Origin of the sequence: Streptomyces sp. NPDC006602, assembly GCF_042870385.1 — a bacterium.
GTDB lineage: Bacteria > Actinomycetota > Actinomycetes > Streptomycetales > Streptomycetaceae > Streptomyces.
On record NZ_JBIAHG010000007.1, the window covers coordinates 297236 to 317478 of the forward strand.

The 20243-nt window shown below is 66.2% G+C and carries 20 protein-coding genes; 17 read left to right on the forward strand and 3 right to left on the reverse strand.

Annotation, left to right across the window (positions count from 1 at the left end):
* Window positions 1-84: 84 nt before the first annotated feature.
* A complete protein-coding gene (locus tag ACFYO2_RS21205; RefSeq protein ID WP_388351070.1) occupies window positions 85-939 on the reverse strand; it encodes a hypothetical protein in 855 nt (284 codons plus the stop codon).
* Entirely contained in the window at window positions 939-2267 is a 1329-nt protein-coding gene (eccE, locus tag ACFYO2_RS21210; RefSeq protein ID WP_388351073.1) for a type VII secretion protein EccE, read from the reverse strand. The genes ACFYO2_RS21205 and eccE overlap by 1 nt, the downstream gene beginning before the upstream one ends.
* A 397-nt stretch (window positions 2268-2664) precedes the next feature.
* On the opposite strand from eccE, the gene eccB reads away from it, so the two are divergent.
* From eccB to ACFYO2_RS21270, 12 genes are all read left to right on the forward strand, one after another.
* A complete protein-coding gene (gene eccB, locus ACFYO2_RS21215; RefSeq protein ID WP_388351076.1) occupies window positions 2665-4260 on the forward strand; it encodes a type VII secretion protein EccB in 1596 nt (531 codons plus the stop codon).
* Between the two features lie 229 nt (window positions 4261-4489).
* On the forward strand, window positions 4490-4801 hold the full coding sequence (locus ACFYO2_RS21220; protein WP_388351079.1) for a WXG100 family type VII secretion target: 312 nt from the start codon (window positions 4490-4492) through the stop codon (window positions 4799-4801).
* Window positions 4802-4943: 142 nt separating this feature from the next.
* Window positions 4944-5228: a WXG100 family type VII secretion target gene (locus tag ACFYO2_RS21225; RefSeq protein ID WP_388351294.1), complete on the forward strand. Its 285-nt coding sequence runs from the start codon at window positions 4944-4946 to the stop codon at window positions 5226-5228.
* Window positions 5229-5591: 363 nt separating this feature from the next.
* Window positions 5592-6794, forward strand: coding sequence for a type VII secretion-associated serine protease mycosin (mycP, locus tag ACFYO2_RS21230; protein ID WP_388351082.1), 1203 nt, complete (start codon window positions 5592-5594; stop codon window positions 6792-6794).
* Window positions 6795-6867: 73 nt separating this feature from the next.
* The gene (locus ACFYO2_RS21235; protein ID WP_388351085.1) at window positions 6868-7218 is read left to right on the forward strand and encodes a hypothetical protein; all 351 of its coding nucleotides are present in this window, start codon (window positions 6868-6870) and stop codon (window positions 7216-7218) included.
* Between the two features lie 42 nt (window positions 7219-7260).
* Entirely contained in the window at window positions 7261-8793 is a 1533-nt protein-coding gene (locus tag ACFYO2_RS21240) for a WXG100 family type VII secretion target (protein WP_388351088.1), read from the forward strand.
* Window positions 8794-9000: 207 nt separating this feature from the next.
* Window positions 9001-10227 carry a S8 family serine peptidase gene (locus ACFYO2_RS21245; RefSeq protein ID WP_388351091.1) on the forward strand — a complete coding sequence of 409 codons (1227 nt, stop codon included), beginning with the start codon at window positions 9001-9003 and terminating at the stop codon, window positions 10225-10227.
* Between the two features lie 1158 nt (window positions 10228-11385).
* Complete coding sequence (locus ACFYO2_RS21250; RefSeq protein ID WP_388351094.1) at window positions 11386-11715, forward strand: hypothetical protein; 330 nt, start codon at window positions 11386-11388, stop codon at window positions 11713-11715.
* Entirely contained in the window at window positions 11715-12977 is a 1263-nt protein-coding gene (locus ACFYO2_RS21255; protein WP_388351096.1) for a hypothetical protein, read from the forward strand. The genes ACFYO2_RS21250 and ACFYO2_RS21255 overlap by 1 nt, the downstream gene beginning before the upstream one ends.
* Window positions 12978-13000: 23 nt before the next feature.
* Window positions 13001-13714, forward strand: coding sequence for a hypothetical protein (locus tag ACFYO2_RS21260; protein ID WP_388351099.1), 714 nt, complete (start codon window positions 13001-13003; stop codon window positions 13712-13714).
* A gap of 39 nt (window positions 13715-13753) precedes the next feature.
* Window positions 13754-14365 (forward strand): hypothetical protein, encoded by a 612-nt coding sequence (locus ACFYO2_RS21265; RefSeq protein ID WP_388351102.1) that lies wholly within the window; start codon window positions 13754-13756, stop codon window positions 14363-14365.
* Window positions 14366-14593: 228 nt separating this feature from the next.
* On the forward strand, window positions 14594-15049 hold the full coding sequence (locus ACFYO2_RS21270) for a hypothetical protein (protein ID WP_388351104.1): 456 nt from the start codon (window positions 14594-14596) through the stop codon (window positions 15047-15049).
* Between the two features lie 57 nt (window positions 15050-15106).
* On the opposite strand, the gene ACFYO2_RS21275 is transcribed toward ACFYO2_RS21270, so the two are convergent.
* The gene (locus ACFYO2_RS21275) at window positions 15107-15928 is read right to left on the reverse strand and encodes an ATP-binding protein (RefSeq protein WP_388351107.1); all 822 of its coding nucleotides are present in this window, start codon (window positions 15926-15928) and stop codon (window positions 15107-15109) included.
* Window positions 15929-16051: 123 nt separating this feature from the next.
* Here ACFYO2_RS21275 and ACFYO2_RS21280 point away from each other — a divergent pair, with 123 nt between their 5' ends.
* The 5 genes from ACFYO2_RS21280 (at window position 16052) to ACFYO2_RS21300 (ending at window position 20081) form a co-directional block, all read left to right on the forward strand.
* On the forward strand, window positions 16052-16927 hold the full coding sequence (locus tag ACFYO2_RS21280; RefSeq protein ID WP_388351110.1) for a helix-turn-helix domain-containing protein: 876 nt from the start codon (window positions 16052-16054) through the stop codon (window positions 16925-16927).
* Between the two features lie 5 nt (window positions 16928-16932).
* Window positions 16933-17136, forward strand: coding sequence for a DUF397 domain-containing protein (locus ACFYO2_RS21285; RefSeq protein WP_388351113.1), 204 nt, complete (start codon window positions 16933-16935; stop codon window positions 17134-17136).
* 99 nt (window positions 17137-17235) lie between these two features.
* A complete protein-coding gene (locus tag ACFYO2_RS21290; RefSeq protein ID WP_388351116.1) occupies window positions 17236-17517 on the forward strand; it encodes a hypothetical protein in 282 nt (93 codons plus the stop codon).
* A 672-nt stretch (window positions 17518-18189) separates the two neighbouring features.
* On the forward strand, window positions 18190-18897 hold the full coding sequence (locus tag ACFYO2_RS21295) for a hypothetical protein (protein ID WP_388351119.1): 708 nt from the start codon (window positions 18190-18192) through the stop codon (window positions 18895-18897).
* Complete coding sequence (locus tag ACFYO2_RS21300; RefSeq protein ID WP_388351122.1) at window positions 18894-20081, forward strand: S8 family serine peptidase; 1188 nt, start codon at window positions 18894-18896, stop codon at window positions 20079-20081. Before ACFYO2_RS21295 ends, ACFYO2_RS21300 begins: the two co-directional genes overlap by 4 nt.
* Window positions 20082-20243 lie beyond the last annotated feature (162 nt).

The window sequence follows — 20243 nt, forward strand, 5'->3', positions numbered from 1 at the left end:
CCGCGCCTCTCTTCTCCCCGCGCCCCTCTTCTCCCCGCGCCCCTCTTCTCCGCGCTCCCCGCTCCGCGAGACGGTGACGCGTCGTCAGTCCATCCGGCGGGCAACGCCCAGCAGACCCGTCTCCGCGTCGGTGGGTGCGGTCATCACGAACTTGTGGTGCTTGCGAGTGCACCACAGTGCGACGCCGTCGTGAAGGGTCGGAAGGTGCTGGAGATGCTCGTCGGGCACGCCCAGAGTGTCACGTACGACATCGGTCTCCTGGGGCGAGATGCGCTGGATCCCGACCAGATGGGCCTGCGCCAGCCAACGCGGCGCGTGTTCGCTGACGAAGGGCAGCACCGTCACCACCGCCTGCCACGGCACTGACGTGACCCGCCCGCGCGGCGGCCGGACGCCGCAGTCCCGGATCAGCACCACCGGACTCGAGACGGACGGCCCCTGCGCGGGCACCCGTCCCACCGGATAGACCGTCACGCACTGCTGGCCGCCGCCCGCCGCTTGGGCCAACTGCTGCCAGGCCTGCGGACGGCCGGTCTCGACTCCCACGCGCGCACCCGTCGCGGCGGCGCGCAGCGCCAGCACCTGGGCGAGCCAGAGACCACCCACGAAAACGACATCGAAGGCGGTCGGCCGGGACAGTCCGAGCACGGCCGGCTGCGATTCCGGGTCGGTGCCGATGATCACGCCGTCGTCACCGATCGGCATGTCGATCGCCGCGAGCTCGTCGGCGGTGACGACATGACGGTTGCGGCGCGGCCCGCGCAGCCCGAACCCCGGGCTGAAGATGCGCCGTTGTTGCTGCTGCTCCGGTGGCTGCGGCTGCCCGATGATGGGGATCATGCCGGTGTCGGTGGGCGAGGCCACGTGGGCGGGTGTGCGTCCGGAGGCGGCGGCACGGCCCTGCTGTCCCGGAGGCATGGTCTGGGCGGGATGGGACATCAGTACGTACCTCCGAGCGGCAGAGTGGCGAGGGCGCCGGGGACCTGTTCGCGGTCGAGGCGTACCAGGCCGACCTTCGCGGCACTCGCGGCCTGCTCCAACTCGCGTCCCAGCTGGCCGAGTTCGCTGTCGCCGCGGGCGGTGACGCGGATGTGACCGGTGAGGGAGACACCCCGGTTGCCGGCCTTGCTCAGGGTCATGCTGAACGTCGTGGCGAGCACCGGCAGCGAGGTGAACCGCGTGACCAGTTCGGGCAGCGCCACGCCGCCACTTCCCAACTGCGGCCAGCGGGACACCCAGTACGTCGTGTGCCACCGGTCGTCGACCCGCCAGGTCCGCACCGCCTCGACCGTACGGCGCTGGGTGGTTCGCCCGTCCTGAGCGTGCTGCGCGTTGGCGCGCGGGTTCAGGCAGCTGGACGTCGCGAGCGCCTGCACCAGCTCGTTCTCGTCCAGGATGGTCGCCTTGAAGCCGGCTCCGGCCAGTCGGCTAGCCAGCTGGTCCGCAACTCGCAGCAGCGCGCGCTGTGTTCCGGGAACACCGTCCCCGCGCGCCTGGACCGCCTCCGGGCACAGCTCCGGGTCGAGCTTGAGGGCGACCCAGGTGAGCCGGAGCGCGGGCGAACCGGCCTGCGCCTGGAGGGGGCCGTACGACCGCGCGGCGAGCGACTGCTGGGGCAGATGCGGCGCGGGCGCCGGCTGGGTGTGCTGCACGACCTGCGCGGAGGCGAGCCGGATCCCGTCGACCTCCAGGGCGTCCTGGATCAGCCGGAGCGGGAGCTGCCGCTGGGCGGCCCCGGGACGCAGCGGCAGATCCGCCGGCTGCACGAAGAGCACGGCGGTCAGGAAGGTCCCGTCGCCGATCATGCCGATCGAACGGTTGTCGCGGGACACGAAGTTGTGCGTTCGCAGGGCGGGGTCGCACTCCAGGACGGGGGCCAGCGTCGCGTCCGACCCGGGAGGCACGGGCAGCTTGGCGTCGCGTCGGCGCTGCCGCAGGGCGCGCGTCGTGTCGTACCACTCGGGCAGCGGGCGACGGCCCCGGCGCAGGACCGCCAGGAGCAGCAGCAGCGCGGCCACGGCACCGGCCGGGGCCAGCAGCCAGGACACGTCGGTGGCCCAGGCGGTCACCATGAGGGCTGCCGCGAGTTCCACGAGGACGAGCTGCTGCAGCCGTACCGGACCCAGACCGCCGGGGCGGGGCAGCGTGCGCGGCGACGCGGCGGCGGGAGCGGGGGCGGTCGGAGCAGCTGACGTACGTCTGCGGCTCGGACCTCCCTGTTGCTGCGGTGCGCGGCGTCCGCGCCGAGTGCTCGTAGCGCTGGTCATCCCCCGGGACATCCCTTTCGCGAAGTGGTGGCCACTCACTGGGCCCACAACATGCATGTGGGCGGCTCACGGTACCCGCTGTGGAACGTGAGGCGACACAGGGGACACCGAAACCCCAGGTGGCCAGCCTGTCATGGACGGGACCCGGACGGTGGAGGGCTGTGGTGAAGCTCTGTGAAGATGCGAGGGCGGCCATACACCTGGTGAACCGTGAGCCCGGTGCGCAGGGCATAGTAGTTGCCTGCGTGGCCGAAGTGGCCCTCCGCACACGGTCGATCAGCACCAACACGGTCGAGTGGTACGGACGCGATCGTTCAGTGCGACACGGTCGAGCAGTACGAACATGATCGATCAGTGCAACATGGTCGAGCAGTAAAAAACGGGAGAAACGGGGATCATGGCCAAGCGTCAGGACGAGCTCGCCGCCTACACGTTCGCGCGCAAGCGCACCGTCGCGGCGTTCCTGGCGCCGTCGCCGGGCGGCTCCGAGGAGGGCGCTCCGCGTCCCATCCGTACGGTGATGCCCAGCCTGGCGATCGGCGTCGTGCTGGTGATCGGCTTCATCGCCTGGGGCGTGATCAAGCCGGCGGCGCCGAAGGGCTGGGACACGCCCGGTGAGTACATCATCGTCGACAGCGACTCCACGACGCGCTACGTCGTCCTCAACGACGATGCGTCGAACGGCAAGAAGGTCGCGACGCTGCACCCCGTCCTCAACTACGCCTCCGCCAAGCTCCTCCTGGACAAGGGCAAGGGCAGCGTCCTGGAGGTCCCCGGCAAGGAGATCGACAAGAGCGGCATCCCGCACGGCGCGACCCTCGGTATCCCGTACGCCCCCGACCGGCTGCCCACCAAGGACGACGCGGAGAAGACGAAGACCTGGGCGGTGTGCGAGCGCCCGGCCCCGGGATCGGAAGACGCCATCGACCGTGCCGTCTTCGTCCTGGACGCCGACGACGCGAAGTCGCTCGGCGGCGCGGGCAAGGTCGACCCCCGTGAGGCCCTGTACGTCGTCGACAGCAAGACCGGACTGCGCTACCTGATCGACGGCAAGGGCAACAAATTCCTGCTGGGCGGTACGTCGGGTCTCGACGACACCACCATGGAGCAGCTGCGCGCGGCAGTCATCGGCAACAGCACCACGGCCAAGCCGCAGCCGGTGAGCCAGGAATGGCTGAAGACCCTCAATGACGGCGGGACCATCACGTTCCCGACGGTCCCGTCCGCCGGCGAGCCGACCCAGGTCCAGGGGCTCCCCGCCCAGGCGCAGACGGTGGGGCAGGTGCTCAAGGCGCCGGATGCGCAGGGCAAGCAGCAGTACTACGTCGTCCTCCAGGACGAGGTCGCCTACATCACGCCCTTCGTCGCCAGCCTGCTCGAGGCCTCGTCCTCCGCGAACGGGACGGATGGAGTCAACGGCATGACGATCTCGCCCTCGGAGATCATCAAGGCCAACGGCGGCCCGGCGGACAGCTTCTACGCGGACAAGGGCTGGCCCGAGACCGTCCCGCGGCAGGCCAACTCCGCGGCCACGGCGACCGAGGAGGCCCGTACCACCTCGTGCAGCGTCTACGACGGCACCCTCGGCGCGGACCAGAAGCCGCGGCTCGCCGCCTGGGCCGGAACGACGTATCCCAAGAGGATCGTCGCCGATTCGCTGAGCGCCTACGTCTCGTCCGGCTCGGGACTCCTCTTCCGGGAGGTCTCCGGTGCGGCAGGGGGCGGCGGGGCGACATACCTGCTGACGGACACGGGCCTGCGGTACTCGCTGCCGGCGAACAACGACAGTGAGGCGAAGGGATCGTCCTCATCGTCATCGTCATCGTCCTCTTCCTCGTCGGAGGGTGATGCGAGCGAGACGGACAAGGCGCGCACGCGGCTGGGTTACGAGGACCTTTCGAACCCCGCGATCGTGCCGCAGACGTGGGCGACGTTCATCCCGAAGGGGCCCACTCTGGATACCGGTAGCGCATCGCAGGAACAGAGCCAGTAGAGCCATGACGGTCGGTCAACGAGCTGACCGGCAGGCGTACTTCAGGGTTCCGGCGGCGCACGGGTCACGAGATGATCGCTCAAGTGTGTGAGCCGTGTAACTGATTGGTCGTGCCTGTGGATGTGGGACAGGCTGACGATAGAGTGTTTGCAGCGCTCAACGCTGTGAAGCTTCTCCGGGCACCACTGCAGGTTTCCCGGATCAACGACAACATGGGGGAAGGCTCAACATGGCCGGACAGTTCCGGGTAACAGAGGACGAACTCACTAAGCTCTCCGGTGACATCAGTACTGTCAGCGGTCAGCTGCAGGGCGAGATCAGCCGTCTCAACGGAGTGATCGACCAGATCGCGGGCGGATGGCAGGGTCAGGCGGCCCAGTCCTACCGCCAGCTGCAGGACCGTTGGAACTCGGATGCGAAGAAGATGAACGACATCCTCAACGACATCAAGGAAGCCGTGGACTCCACGCGGAGCAACTACTCCGCGTCGGAAGAGCAGCAGAACAGCGAGATCAGCAAGATCATGTCCGACTTCGGCTGATAGGGCCGCGGACTCCGGTTAGATCTCGACGGATGTCAACGGATTCCAACGGATGTCGGCCGATCCCGGCCGATCCCGGTTGATCTCCACTGACTTCCTTCTCTGCATCCTCTCTTACGACTCTTCCTGAAAGGGAACGATGATGTCGATCCTCGTCAATTACGCAACCATCACCAACGCGTCCACGGACGTGAAGTCGACCGCGGGCCGCATCAAGCAGCAGCTCGACGACCTCGAGGCAGCGGTCAAGCGCGTCGCCAACTCCTGGGAAGGTGAAGCGCAGGAGGGTTACCAGCGCAAGCAGCGCGAGTGGGACCAGACCGCCGCTGACCTGCACCAGACCCTGCTGAAGATCTCCACCGCCCTGCAGAGCGCGGCCGAGAGCTACCAGGCCACCGAGAAGAGCAACGCCTCCACCTGGGGCTGAGCCCGTCGGCGACCCGAGGGACATGAGATGAAGAGAATCGGCCCAGCGGACGCCACGGCGACCGCTGGGCCGACCTCTGCATCGGGGTCGTACGCAACTCATGCAGGACAGCTCACAGTAAATCCCGCAAATCTTCACATTCGTCATCACGGAAGCCCTGGGGGCCTGGAAATGGGGGGCCTGAACGTGAAGGGTCTGACCGCCCGTTCGCGTAGCCGCAAGAGTGGAACCCGCGCACTGCAGCGGGTTTTTGGCGTGCTCGCGGCGACGGGGATCTGCTGCGCGTCAGTGGTGGCGTCGGCACTGCCGGCACTGGCGGACACGGCTGACCCGGCGGATACGGCGGATACGGCGGATACGGCGGTGCCCACCCGCCTCACGGACTCAGGCGGCCCGGACTTCGGCTTGGCGGCCAGCACGGAATGCGTCTTCGGCGGCGACGTCATCAAGTCCACGCCGTGGTCGCTCCAGCGGATCCTCCTGGACCAACTGTGGGCACAGGCGACGGGCAAGGGCGTCACGGTCGCGGTGATCGACACGGGCGTCGACGCCTCCAACGATCAACTGAGCAGCGCCATGGCCTCCGGAAGCAAGTCCTTCGTCGGCGGCTCCGGCACCCAGGACCTCGAAGGCCACGGCACCCGGGTCGCGGGCATCATCGCCGCGCGCCCGGTCAAGGGCACGGGCTTCGAGGGCATCGCGCCGGACGCCAAGATCCTCTCCCTCCGCTACACGGGCGGGGACGGAGAGAACGGGCAGGGCAACTCGGGGACCATGTCCGACGCGATCGGTTACGCGGTCGCCCAGGGCGCGAAGATCATCAACATCTCCTCGGACACCGCGAGCAAGAAGGACGACCCGACACTGCGAAGCGCCGTGGAGGCCGCGGTGAACCAGGGCGCCCTGATCGTGGCGGCGGCCGGCAACGACGGAGCCGACGGCAAGTCCGCGGACACATACCCGGCTTCGTATCCGGGCGTCCTGGCGGTGGCGGCCTCCGACCGCAACGACGAACGCGCCTACTTCTCACAGTCGGGCGACTTCGTCGACGTCGCGGCCCCCGGCGTCGACATGGTCTCCACCGTCCCCAAGGGCGGCCAGTGCAGCGCCGACGGCACGAGCTTCGCGGCCCCGTACGTCGCGGGCGTCGCGGCTCTCCTGAAGGAGAAGCACGAGAACTGGACCGCGGCCCAGATCGCCACCCGCATCGAGGAGACGGCCCAGCGCCCGGGGCGCGGTGCCAACCGCTACATCGGCTGGGGAGTCGTAGACCCGGTCGCCGCTCTGTCCGACGACTCGACGCCGGGCTCCTCTCCGTCGCCGGACCCGGTGGTCGCGGCCGGCGCCGGCAGGGTCATCCCGATGGCCGTGACAATGGGCGAGAGCGAGGCGGAACGGGAACGCCGGATCGCAATTTACGTGCTCGGCACGGGACTTGCTCTGGCACTCGTGGTTGCGGGGAGTGGGGTTGCTGTGCGGGACTGGCGGGGGCGGCGGGTTGGGCGCGATGGTCGGGCTGGTCGGGTTGGGCAAGCTGGTCAGTCGGGTGGCCGACTTGTGCGATGACTGGGCGAGTTGGGCAACTTGGGCACCGAGTGGGTGCTGACAACTTGAGGAACAGGGGAGAGGACAACGGGGTATGAGTAACGGTATGCGGGTTGATCTGAGCGAGCTGGATAACGTCATCCGCAAGCTCAACGGCCTTCTCTCAGACATGGACAAGGCCAATACCAAGGCCAAGTACGAGACGGACATCCCGAGCACTGCTTTCGGCAGCATGAAGTTCTTGGAGTCCAACGAGCTTCACACGGCGCACCAGGACGGGAAGGCCCGGATCGAGGCCATGATCAGGGATCTGCATAAGCTGATCAATGACTTCGGAACGAGTGCCTCGAAGGTCAGGGACAAGTACAACGACCAGGAGCAGGCGAACAAGCAGGGCGTGAGTGCTGCTCCCGACGGCGCCCCCAAGGGCGGTTCGGCCTACTAAGCGGTTCAGCGACCGGTCACTGACAGAGGGGACGTTTCGACGATGGGTTACGGCGGTTACTACAATGCTGAGTATTACGAGGCTCAGCAGCAGGCACAACAGCAGCGGATCAAGGACAAGCACGACGAAAAGCTTGAGTCGACCAAGGACGGGGGTATGGGGGGCCCGGACCGCAGCAAGCTCGACACGCCTTTCATGCAGATGGGCATCCCTGAGCTGCGGTCCATGATCCTGGACGCGGACCCTGGCCGAATCTACGAGGTCAGCCAGCACTGGAAGTCGGTCCACAACATCCTGTCTGGCGGCGATGGTGACCCCAAGGTCGGCGGCGTGGACTCGGTATCCGCGAAGGACAGCGTCGCGGGCATGATGCAGAGCGCCGTTGAAAACGTTCTCGAGCACTGGGAGGGCGACGCGGCCGAGGCATTCCGCAAGAAGGCCAACGAGATCATGCAGAACGTCAGGAACGGAGCTGCATGGGCCAACTACTACGGCGAATCTATGCACTCCGTACAGAACGACCTGCGGACGTCCATGGACAAGATGCGGGACGTCGAAGAGCCCTCCGGCTGGGACAGGGCCTGGGACAAACTTACGGACGACAACCGCAGCGATGAGCAATTGCTGGCAGACATCAACAGGGGCGTGAGTACGGACGCCGCCCGCCAGGCGAACGCCGACTCCCTTTCGGCCGGCAAGGAAAAGCAGTTGGAGGGGGTGGCGATCATGGAGCAGCTGGGGGTCAATTACAAGGCATATGCGAAGATGCAGCCACCGATTGACGACCCGGAGCCCTTTCCGGCTCCGAACCCCACAACGCCGATGCCCACTCCCATCTCCATGCCGTCTGCTGCCAGCTCGCGTCCAGGCAGCGGAAGCAGCACCATCAAGCCGTGGAGCGCCGGGTCGACGACAAGTATTAAGCCGACGCCTACGACGCCTACGACGCCCCGCGCCCCAGGCATCACGGGCGGTTCCCAGCTCCCGACAACCCGAACGAACGTGGACAGCATCTCCCCAGGCCTGACAGGGACTGGCCCCAGCACAGGCGTTGGCGGACCCAGCGTCGGTGGTGGCAACTTCGGCACCAGCGGAGCTCAGGGTTCCGGCATCGTGACTCCTGGCGGAACGTCCGGTCTCGCGGGCGGTGCTGCTGCCGCACGCGGCGGCATCGGAGCCGCAGGTAGCCGGACTGGTGGTGGCGCGGCAGCAGGTCGCGGTGCCGGAGGTCGATCGGGTATGGGCGGCATGGGTGGCGGGGGCGCCGGTGCGGCTGGTCGAGGTGGTGCCGGCGCTGGCGGTCGTGGAGCGCTCGCAAGGTCCCGCGGCGGTGTGGTCGGCGCGGCCAAGGGCGTCACGGGCAAGGGCGCCGGCGGCGGTGCAGGCCTGCACGGGAGCCGAGGCGGATCGCAACGTGGCGCCATGGCGGGCGGAGCTGGCGGTGCGAGTGGTCGCGGCCGACGGTCCGAGGAAGAGAACAGCCAGGGCGACCGTCCCGACTACTTGGTCGAGGACGAAGAGACCTGGATCTCGGAAGAGGACCGCAACCGCAACGTACCGCGGACCATCGAGTAACCACGCAAACGCGCCGGGCGGAAAGTCTTCTTCTGCCCATGTATGAAGGCTGGCACACCCAGCCACAGCTGAGTGAGGAGCAAGGAATTGGGTTTCAAGCGAGTCGGGTCCACGACAGGAGTCGTGGCGTTGACGGGAGCCTTGCTCCTCACTTCGGCCCCCATCGCCTCAGCGGACGCCGTCCGGGACGCACAGTGGCCCCTGACGGTGTACGACGCCGAAAGGGTCTGGAAGACGTCTCAAGGGGAGGGCGTCACGGTAGCCGTTGTCGATACTGGCGTGGACGCCACGCAAGTAGACCTCACAGGCCAAGTATTGCCGGGCAAGGACTTCAACGGGGACGATCCTCACAAGGACAGCGATGGGCACGGGACTGGTATGGCGAGTGTCATCGCTGGTCACGGGCATGGGGCGAATGGCTCTGAGGGAGTGATGGGCCTTGCGCCGAAGGCTAAGATCCTCCCGGTACGCGCTGACGACGGCGGGGAAATGGCAGACACTTGGCCAGACGGAGTCCGCTACGCAGTAGACCAAGGCGCCAAGGTCATCAACCTTTCATTCATTGACACCAGTGCAACCCCCGGCACAAAGGCTGCGAAGGCAATTGCCTATGCTCAGGAGCATGACGCGGTAGTCGTGGCAGGCGCGGGCAACGACAGAGGAAATGTCAACTACCCAGCTGCACTTCCAGGAGTCGTCGCTGTAACCGCAGTCGACAAGAACCTGGACTTCTGGGGTAAATCCAACGGTGGTAAAGGCGTGGTCCTTGCCGCCCCTGGTGTCGACATCCCGCGAGCCACCGGTACAGGCGATTACGCGAAAGCCTCCGGCACGTCCGATGCCACCGCCTACGTCTCAGCCATCGCCGCCCTGGTTCGCTCGAAATACCCAGACCTCACTGCAGGCCAAGTCATCAACCGCCTGATTAAGTCGGCGTCCTTCCTGCAGCACAAGGGCAAGAAGGCCCCGGACAGTGAGCTGGGCTACGGGATTGCCCGCCCCGGTTCCGCGTTGACGATGGACATCCCCAAGGGCTCCAAGGAGGGCCCCCTCGCCCAGGCGTCGCCGTCCACGTCCACCAATTCAGGCGCCGCCTCCGGTGACGACAGCACGAGCCTGGCCAAGAAAAAGAAGAAGTCCTCCTCGGGCAGCACTCTTATCATCGCCAGCATCGCAGCCGGCCTGGTCGTCATCGCCATCCTCTTCGTGGTGATCCGCAGCCGTCGCAACCGTGGAGGCGCCGGCCCCGGCCCCGGATCCGGCGGCGGGAACCCCCCGTACGGCACGGGCGGCTACCCGCCCCAGCCCCCGACGGGCTATCAGCAGTACCCCAACACAGCATCCAACCAGGGCGGTTACTCCACACCTCCAGGACAGTCCCCGCAGCAGGGGCCCAACCCCTACGCCCAACAGCCCCCTCACCAAGGGCAGTAGGAGTATTTCGCCCGTGGACAGGCTGTGAACTCAGAACTACCTGAGCTGAATTCCCAAGCTTCTGCCGATGAGATGATGACGCGTACCGCGAACCATTTCAGCGGGATTTTGCTCGGGATTGCAGTTTTCGCCCCTTGGCTACTCTTCGCCATGTCAATCATGTCTGGCAAATGGTTGTGGCTGGCAGTGCTGGACCTGATCGGTACGCACGTGGTCTCTTGGTCATGCTGCGCGGGTACCGCGATGACAATCGCGCGTTGAAGAGGTGGGGAGCAGGGTCTCACGCTATAACCCTGCTGCTTTGCCTCGTGGTACCCGCGATTATGAAGTGACCCCACGGGATCACCGCCTCTACAGGGCTCTCATCTTGGATACACGAAGCGACTCAAGGATGGTCTTCGTTCGGTCGCATCCAACTGGCCGCCGAGGCGCCCAGAAGCAACGACACCATAGAGAATCAGCCCCAGAATGAGAAGGGAATCTCCTCGATGGGCGCCATCGCCCTTATCGTCGGCGTCATCGGCATCGGAGCCGTGATTTCCGCCGTCACCGTCTTCGCCGTAACCCGTAGTCGCCGCAACTCGGGGAACGTCGGCTCCACTAGCGGAACTTCCCCGCAGAACATGGGCTACCCGTCCCGGCAAGCGACGTACCCGACCGCCCAACAGCCGTATCCGTATCCCTCCACAGCTTCCAGCCAGGGCTACGGGCACCCCGCTCCTCCGGCACAGCCTCCGCAGCCCCCCAACCCCTACGCCCAGCAACCTCCGTACCAGGGTCAGTAGCCTGGGCGTTTTCCCACACAGATCGACGCAGCATGGCCGTCCGAGAAGCCGCTGCAAGGTCTCCGCGGTAACTCTTCACAGCGATCAACACCTGGAACCGCTTTGGCGCGCCGCGCCGCGTGGGCCCCGTTCCACTGAACGCCGGGCCGGTACAAGACGCCCTACCGACGGCCTCCCGGGCGTGGGCCCATGTCACAGGCAGGCGATGATCCCGTGGCGCTCCTGTGGCGGTTCTCCGCAGAGCCACGGGGCCACAGGAACTCGGCAATGAACGTCTAAAGTCAGTGCATGTATGGTGCCAAGGAGGCCTGGGCGATCAGTTGAGTCGTCTGGGTCCAATAACGTACCGAGCCGAGCGGGGAGGAACCGGCCCATGGGGGACCACTTCAAGACGGACATCGGGCAACTCGAACAGTTCCTGACGAATCTGGAGAGATGCGTCGACGAGCTGAACGAGGCGCGGTCCGCCCTCGACCACGTGCGTGCCGACCAGATCGGCACCGCCCGGCTCGACGAGGCCTGTGACAAGTTCCAGGAGGAGTGGAAGTACGGGGCTGACAAAACCAAGGAAATGATCGACGCGATCAAAGAGGGCGTTAAATCCAACAAGAAGGGCTACCAAGAGGTCGAGGAAGCCTTGGAGAAGGCCCTCAAGCAGATCGCGGAACAGAGCACCTCGGGTGGCGTCGGGGGCGGTAAGTGATGGCCGCGAACCCGTACCCCAACATCGGCTGGAACCCCGTACCGGGCATCCCCGCCGAGGTCACGAAGCTGCAGCAGAAGGTGGCCGCTGCCGCGACGGCGCTGGAGAACACGCACCGGCAGCTGACGAAGCTCACCGGCGAGAGCAGCTACTGGGAGGGCGACGCGGCGGAGAAGTTCCGCGAGTCCCTCGAGGGCGACCTGCCGAAGTACATCAAGGACGCCGCCTCCTCCCTGCGTACCGCCGCGACCCAACTGCACAACTGGGACGGTCACTTGGCCTCCAACCGGGAGCTGGCGAAGAAGTACGACGCCGAGGCGGCCGAGAAGAAGGCCACGGCGGACAAGGCCAAGAGCGCATACGACCAGGCCGCCCAGCACCCGGACCTGAGGCTCGCCAATCAGACCTTCCCTTCGCAGGAAGAGGCCGACGCCGCGACCGCGCGGCTGCGCTCGGCCGAGCGGGAAATGAACGAGGCGAGCACGGCCCTCACCAAGGCCAATAACGAGTACGAGTCGCTCAACAGCAAGGTCAAGGAGCTCGAGGCCGAGCATACGAGCGAGGCCGAAACCGTCGCCAAGGCCCTGGAGGGCTCGGCGAAGAGGGCTCCCGACGAGCCGGGCTTCTGGGACAAGGTCGGCGACATCCTCAAGTCGGTCGGCGAGTTTCTCGTGGACCAGGCAGGAACCATCGGCGCCATCGCCGGTCTGCTCGCCCTCTTTCCGACGCCGCTTGCCCCGCTGTTCGCCGGCATCGCGATTGCCGCCAGCGCGGTGTCCATGGCCAGTAACTTCTCCGACCCGGATTTCCGGGACGCGTTCCTCCCCTGGGGCGACAAGTTCGGCTGGAACATGGACACCTTCTCCGCCTGGGCCTCCGTCGGCGGCGACGCCGTCGGCATGGTGCCCGGCGGCAGGGCGTTGAGCTCGGCGGCCCGCGGAATCCGCGGTGGGCTCACCGAGGCCGCGGAAATGGGCGTCAGCGTCACGAGCCGCGAGGTCGGCACCGAGTTCGTACGGGAAGTCGGCCACGTGTTGCGAACGGCTCCGAGAACCGCCGTGGACGAGGCGTGGCAGGCAGCCGGGGAGAGCGCCGCAGGCTCGGCCAAACTCTTGACTGACATCAGCGTGAACGGCCTCAATGTCGCCGCGAACCTCATGCCTGACGAGGGCACGGCGGGCACCGCAGCGGAGGTCACAAAGGCAGGAGCCGGAGCCTGGGCCGGGCAGGACATCGTGCGGTCCCTCCTGGCGGCGAGCTAGCCGAATCGAGAGGTGAACGAAGCATGACTACGACGGCCGCCCTCTCGGGCTCCGCCGCGAGCGGCGCTGCAAAACCCGTCTTCTGGTACGGCATTCCGCACGGCTACGCGAAGATGGACCTCGATCCCCCGCGCGAGCGCATCGAGGAACTGGTCCGGGAGCTGAACACGTTGCCCGCAGAGCAGCGGGCGCAGGCTTCGCAGGTCCTGCAGTTCTATGCGGGCATGGTCACCACACTCAATGCGCAGAACGTGCACATGTGTGCGGTCGGTTACCACCCGGACGACGACGGCACCATCGTGACGTCCACCCTCACCATCTCCACTGTCTCGACGTCCGGCCAGAATGCAAAGCTGGTGATCGCCGGCCTCGCTGGGACAGCCGCCGACGCCCCGGACTCCGGGATGCGCCCGCTTGAACTGCCGTGCGGCCTCGGCTACCTCGCGGAGGAGAAGAAGCGCACCGTCGCGCCGGGCAGGGACCCCGACAGCCCCGAAGGCCCTCTGCGCGGGGACGTGTGGCAAGGCACGGTCGCTGCCACCGGCTCGGGCACGCCCGACATCATCATGGTCCAGCTGGTGACGCCCGCTCTCCATCTCGCGGACGTGTACCGGGACATCCTTCTCGGGGTTGCCCGTACGTTGACGTTCACCGACCCGACGAAGCCGGCGCCTGCACCGGACAGCGAGCCGGGGGCAGGCTCAGTCGAGGCGGCCATGCGCAACGACTTCGGATAAGTCGGATAAGGACGGAAGCCTCTCATGAACAATCCGCCCGTGGCACCCAACGTTGCGCAGGTGGTCAAACACAACCGCACGCTGCTGTACCGGCACATCTCCACGCGCCTCGCGCTCGCCGTGGTCCTGTTCGCGGTGCCGTTCGTGGCGCACCTGCTCGGCTATGACGGGGCCCTGCCCGCGTTCTGTATCCCGGCTGCCCTGTTCGTGCTGATCTTCCTGGTGCTCCGGCTGCGCCACGGGTCGCGGCTCGGGGTGTGCGAGAAGGTGCTCCACACCTACCCCCTGGAGTACCGCACCCGGGTGTCCAAGAAGGGCTCCGAGTGGAAATACCTCGGTGATGTGCATACCGTCCGGCTGTCGGTGCGCGGGCAGCACGGCGCCCCTTCTCTGCGCGCGGTCAACGCCTCGACGGTACGCCGCTGGCCGAAGGCGGCCGAGGAGGGCGGCGCCTGGTTCGCCGGGGACCAGGCCTTCGGCGGCGTCTTGATCGTGCCGGGGAGCAACGACATGCTCTTCGTGCAGCCCGCGGACTGGAAGAAGTACGAGCAGGAGCGCGCCCAGGCCGACCCGCAGCGCAGGGCCCTAGCCGAACAGGCCGGTATCTCCAGACTGTTGGAGAAGGAGCCGCGCATCTTGGTGGGCGGGTAGTGCGCGTAGTCGACTGGGTAGGCGGCGGCATCCTCGCCCTCGTGACCTCCTTCTGGTGGGTGAACCGCGACCGCTGAACTCGCCCTGTCCGCAGGGGTCTACGGCACCCCGGGCACGTACAAGGTGTGGACCTGCATTGACACCAGCAACACCCGTAAGAACTCAGACAGGTGAGTGACGAGTGAGCATGAACCTGAATGACAAGGGCCGCTTCGGTGCCCCGGCGGCATGGGAGGGGCCCGGCACTGCCAGTGCCCCTGTCCCACTGGGCCGCAGGGCAGGTTCCTCGGCTGGGTGGCGCTGTGGTGGGGTGCGGTGTTCGTCACGGCCGGGCTGCTGCCCGTGGGGGCAGCGGTGCCCATGACGGTCGTGCTGGCCGTGCTCATGTACAACGCCCTCATGTCGCTCATCAAGCTGTGCAGATTCGGGCGGATGCGCCGGATCCTGACGGTCTACCCCTGGAGTCAGCAGCCCGGTGGCGTTCGGTACGACGCACGGGGGCGCAAGTTCTCTTTCGTCCTGCCCGATCCCGACCGGCCGGAGAAGACGGTGTCGCCGAAGATCTCCGGATTCTTCTTCCGGCCCTGGGACCGCATCGCAGGCAAGGGCTTCGACGGTGACCTGTGGTACGCGGGCGACCCCCGCTTCGCCTGCGTCATCGCCAAACCCGGCCTGGGGCGCTGACTTACGCTGCCCAGCCCACCGCGTTCAATCCCCGCACCACCCCCCGCCGCAAAGGCCTCAGCCCTGAATCCCGCCGCCGTGCCCGGGCCATCGGTGCGCGGGTCGCTGACTGACGCAGTCCGACAGTGGAGCCGCTCGGCCGTTTCGCTTTGCGCCGTTTTCCGCCGAGCCGCACTGACCATGTGGGCCTCCGCTCCGCACGATCAGCGGCTCGGCGGCGTCCAAGCGCACCGCAGGGCCGTCGTCCAGTCGCAGCACCATTACGAACCCGCCCGAGGTGGACCGCTCGCCCTGGACGCTGCTGACTTTTCGCCACGTTCCTTGCAGCTTGACCTCATCTCCGGCGTGAAGCGTTACGGCCGCGATCACTTTCTCGGTTTGAACAGCCGTGATGTTCGGGGCCTTGATCTCCGCCCAGACCGTCTTCCCGAGGCCGCCCTCGCGTTCCTGCACACCCCAGCAGTGGGTCAGCGCCTCCACCAGCAGCAGCCCGCGTCCGCCGGCCTCGTCTTCGCCGGGGCCCCGCATTTCCGGTCGGCCTTCCCCGGCGTCGCTCACCTCAAGCCGCAGCAGCCCGTCATCCTCCGAGTGCGCGATACACACGCCGACTTGACGGTCATGTGGTGCCCGCGCACGCAGGGCGTTGGTTACGAGTTCCGACAGGACCAACTCCGCCGTGTCGAGGACTTCTTGATCGATGAGCCAGTCTCGGAGCATGGCGTTGAGCAAGGCCCGCGCTCTGGGAACGCTGCTCCGACGACGGGATAGCTGGAAAGAGACTTGGTTCGGTACGGCCACTGGCAGCCCCCAAGGGAGTCGACGCTCGACCGGGATCCCGCACAGAGAAGGCCAGTTTGGCAGTGGGACACCGGTGTCCATGACGAGCAGGATGCGTGCGCATCAGACGAATCTGCAACGTTTCCGATTGAGTTGACGTCAATATTCCCTCTTTCGAGTTAGAGCTCTTTTGCCGGACCTGCATCCTCTGCTAAAGGTGTTGGCATGCTTGCCAAGAGCGCCACCCCAAACCCATCGACCGTCCTCGGACGCCAACTCGGCGACGAGTTGCGCCGGTTGCGGGAGGAGGCGGGGCTGACGACCATCCAGGCAGCCGATGCCCTCGACTGCACCAAGGGCAAGATCAGCCGTATCGAGAACGGGCGAGTGGCGGTTCGGCTTCCCGACCTGACGGCCATGCTGCAGGCGTATCAGGTCTCCGACACCGAGCTCCACGAGCGGCTGGCCTCACTGGCCCGCAAGGCCAACCGGCGTCGCAGGCACGGGTGGTGGAACCAGTACAGCTCCGTCCTCGCCGATACCTATCGCGACTACATCGCCTTGGAGACCATGGCGGAGTCCATCCGCACCTTCCAGGCGCAGCTCGTCCCCGGCCTGCTCCAGACCCCGGAGTACATCCGGGCCGTGACGGTGGCATCACGGCAATGGGAGACGGGGGACGAGATCGAGAAGTTCGTGCAGGTGCGCCTGGCTCGTCAGCAGCGTCTGACCGGCGACTCGCCTGTACGACTTTGGGCAGTTCTGTCGGAGGCCGTACTGCTCCAACAAGTCGGCGGAGCACAGGTGATGAAGGCGCAGCTACAGCATCTTCTGGACGCTTCGGAGCGGCCCAACGTGACGGTCCAGGTACTGCCGTTCTCCCGTGGTGCCCATGCGAGTATGTTCGGCCCGTACGTGGTGCTGGGCTTTCCCGAAGAGGGAGCGCTGGACGTGGTGTTGGCGGACAACCCGACCGGATCCACATGGCTGGAGCGAGAGGCAGAGGTCGCGAGATACCGGGACCTGTTCGACGCCGCACGCACATCCGCGCTCTCTCCGGTGGAGTCCCGTGCCCTCATCGAGCGCCGGGCCAAGGAGTAGGGATCATGGAAAGCGAACGCCGCAGCACGCCGGATTTGTCGGGCGCGAGGTGGCGCAGCAGCACGTACAGCGGTGGCAACAACGAGTGCGTCGAGGTCGCGGACGGCCTTCCCTGCATAGTCCCCATACGCGACAGCAAGTGCGCGACCGGCCCCGTGCTCGCCTTCAGACCACACGCTTGGAGCGCCTTCCTCGGGCACTTGCGGTGAACGGCCGTACGCGACAGCACAGGGCTCGGCGGACGAGGAAACCGGGGTGGCACCCGCGTGATCGCTGCTGCTGGCGGCAGACGGCTAGGGTTGCTGCTCATGGACATCACCGTGCTCTTGTACCTCCTCGTTGCCCTTAGCGTGCTGTGGGGATCCACCGAGACCAGAGCCCGCCGCATCGACCGGAGAGCCGCTCGGTTGGAGCGGAAGGTCGATCTCCTCCTTGCCCAGTTGGGCGTCCAGGATGTCGACCCTGCACACGGTCGGGTCGCCGCTCTCGTGCGGCAAGGGAAGAAGATCCAGGCGATCAAGCTCTACCGTGAACTCACGGACGCCGATCTGGTCGAGGCCAAGAACGCGGTCGAGCGTATGGAGGTGTGATCCACCGGGCCCACGTCGGAGGTCGGTTGATCGACGCGTAGCCGATGCAGTCGGTCGTATCGCTGCCGCGGTTACTTCCCCTCTGTGTCTCGCTGGGAGTGCGCTCTGCTACCCGAAGCCGGCCCTGACGTGGTTGAGGACGTGCCTCTTCCCTCGTCGTCTCCGCTGCCCGAGTGCGAGCTGGCCTCGGCACCGCTGGAGACCGTCAGGTGATGCGCCGACGTGGGCGGAGGGCGGCTGTGTGTGTTGATCACACATTGTGCATGGAAGCCTCACGAGGGGTGTGCGCCGCTGTGTTGGTGAACGCCGTAGGGTGTCCTGTGACTTACGGGGGAAGATGTACTCGCGATGCTGCAGTTGCGCTCTGCTGAGCCAGCACGCGTAACTCGGTTACAGGTCAGCCGATAGGCCGGACCTTTGTTGCACGTGATCAAGCCGCGCATCATGCCCCCTCACCAGTAGAAACGTGTGAGGAAACCCATGTCCTATCCGACGCCGCCTGGAGGTCCGGGCAGCGCCAACCCGTACGGGCAGCCGCCCCAGCAAGGCGGATGGCAGCAACAGCAGTGGCAGGTGCCGGTTCAAGGGGGACCCGTGCCGCCGGGGATGCAGCCCGTGGCTCCCTCTGCTCCTCCAGGTGTTCCAGGCGGCAGTGGGCGCACTGCGCGCATCGTGATTGGTTCAATTCTCTGCTTCTTCGGCGTGCTTGGTCTCGTAGGAGGCGGCGCTCTCGTCGCGAACGAGTACAGCAATGGTCAGCAGACGATTGCCAATGTCGAGTACGGAGAGGTGATCTGGAGCGATGAACCCGCCGAAAGTATCTTTCCGGACACCGTCGGGGGCGGGGATTTCGCCAATCCCAAGTACGCGAGCTGGCGTCGGCTCGGCATCTCCCCTGACACATCCTGCAGTAGGGGACTGACGGGGAAGACGCTGGCGATCGCAGAGCGAGTGGGTTGCAAGGCTGTGTTGCGTGCCACGTATGTCGACCCCACCGGAGACATGCTGGCAACGGTCGCACTCGTTGTGCTCCCCGAAGACGGGTCGAAGAGGCAGGAGCTTGCTGAGGCCTACGGGGATCTGGAAGCAGAGGGAACGGTGGCCCCTTTGCCGGTGCCGGGCACTCTGGCCGCAGGCTGGAAGGGGGACGGACGTAGCGGAGTGGCGCTGCGTACAACTGGTGGCGAGCACCTCCCCTATGCCGTCGCTGTCACCACAGGTGCGGTTGATGGACGACGGGTTGCAGGAAACCTGCCTGGCGCTTGGGGGGATGAACTAGATGTAAGCGAAGACCGGGCCTCCTGGTTCGGTGAGGCGGAAATCCTGGCCAGTTTGTTCCAATCCCACATGGATTACCTGCAGTTGGGGGGTACCCGATGAATGGCCGACGTACGAGGACGGTCATCGTCGGGGCTGCACTGAGCTGTCTCCTTTACGTGCTGCCGGTCGTCCCCGCGCACGCCGCCCCCGCTCCCATCGGGTGGGAGGGCGATGCCCTTGGTCTCTCGTCAGCGCAACAGCTCAGTCAGGGGGAAGGTGTCACCGTGGCCGTCCTGGACAGTGGAGTGGTGGCTGATCACCCTGCGGTCAAGGGCCGAGTAACCACCGGCCCTGACTATCGCGAGGACGGTATCGACCCGCAGAGCCCCGAGTGGGGGGTGCATGGCACTGCCATGGCGTCGGACGTACTCAAGGTCGCACCCAAGGCCAAGGTTCTTTCGGTGAGGGTGAGTTCTGACCAGGACAAGGACGACGACGGAAACGTCGAGTTGCAGCGCGGCGTGAGTTCGATCGCGAGCGGAATCTCCTACGCTGTGGACCATGGCGCCGACGTGATCTCGATGTCTATTGGAAGCAGCGAGGTCGATAACTCCAAGGATGAGGACGAAGCTGCAGCCATCGGCTATGCGGTGAGTCACGGGGTGACGGTTCTCGGGGGGGCTGGCAATAGTGGGGACAATCTCAATTATTCCTCATTCCCTGCTGGTTATGCAGGTGTCATCGCTGTAGCCGCGACGAAACAAGGTGGAGGGCGCGCCGAGTTCTCAACTGTGCACACGTACAACGAGGTGGCCGCCCCGGGTGTGGACATCAACAGTGCGAAGAACACGGGTGGCTTCGAGTTGATCGACGGTACGTCGCCGGCGACTGCGCTCGCGTCAGGTGTCGTGGCACTGATGCTCTCCCACAATCCCAAACTCACCCCGGCCCAGACGCGCGCTACCCTCACCAGCACTGCCCGTCACCCGCAGGGTGGGTGGAATGCCCTCCTTGGGTACGGGCAGATCAATGCCGCCGCCGCAGTGAAGGCTGCGGCCTCGCCACCTGACGACAAGACAGTTGTCGTGAAATACAAGGGCAAGGAGCACTTCGCCAGCCCCGTGGGCACGTCGAAGACCACCCATCCTCCTCTTGATCAGGTGACGTGGTTGACCGGCCTGGGCGCAGTCGGAGTGGGGCTGCTGATGTTGATCGGTGGGCTGCTTCTGGCACTGAGGGGCCGTCGCAGGACCGGTGCAGGCGTGGCGGTCTCGGCACCACCGTCAGGTCCTTTCCGAACCTGATGCCGGTGGTGGGCTGTTGGGTAGCCCAAGAGCGTTGGTGAAGCTCCCCATGGACGGTGGTCGGTTCAAATCGAGCCATTGGAGAAGGGAGCTTCGCCTGCCGAGCCGGCCCCTGGCCTGCAAGCAGAGGCTGATCTAAGTGATCATGACGTTCGGGGGCCG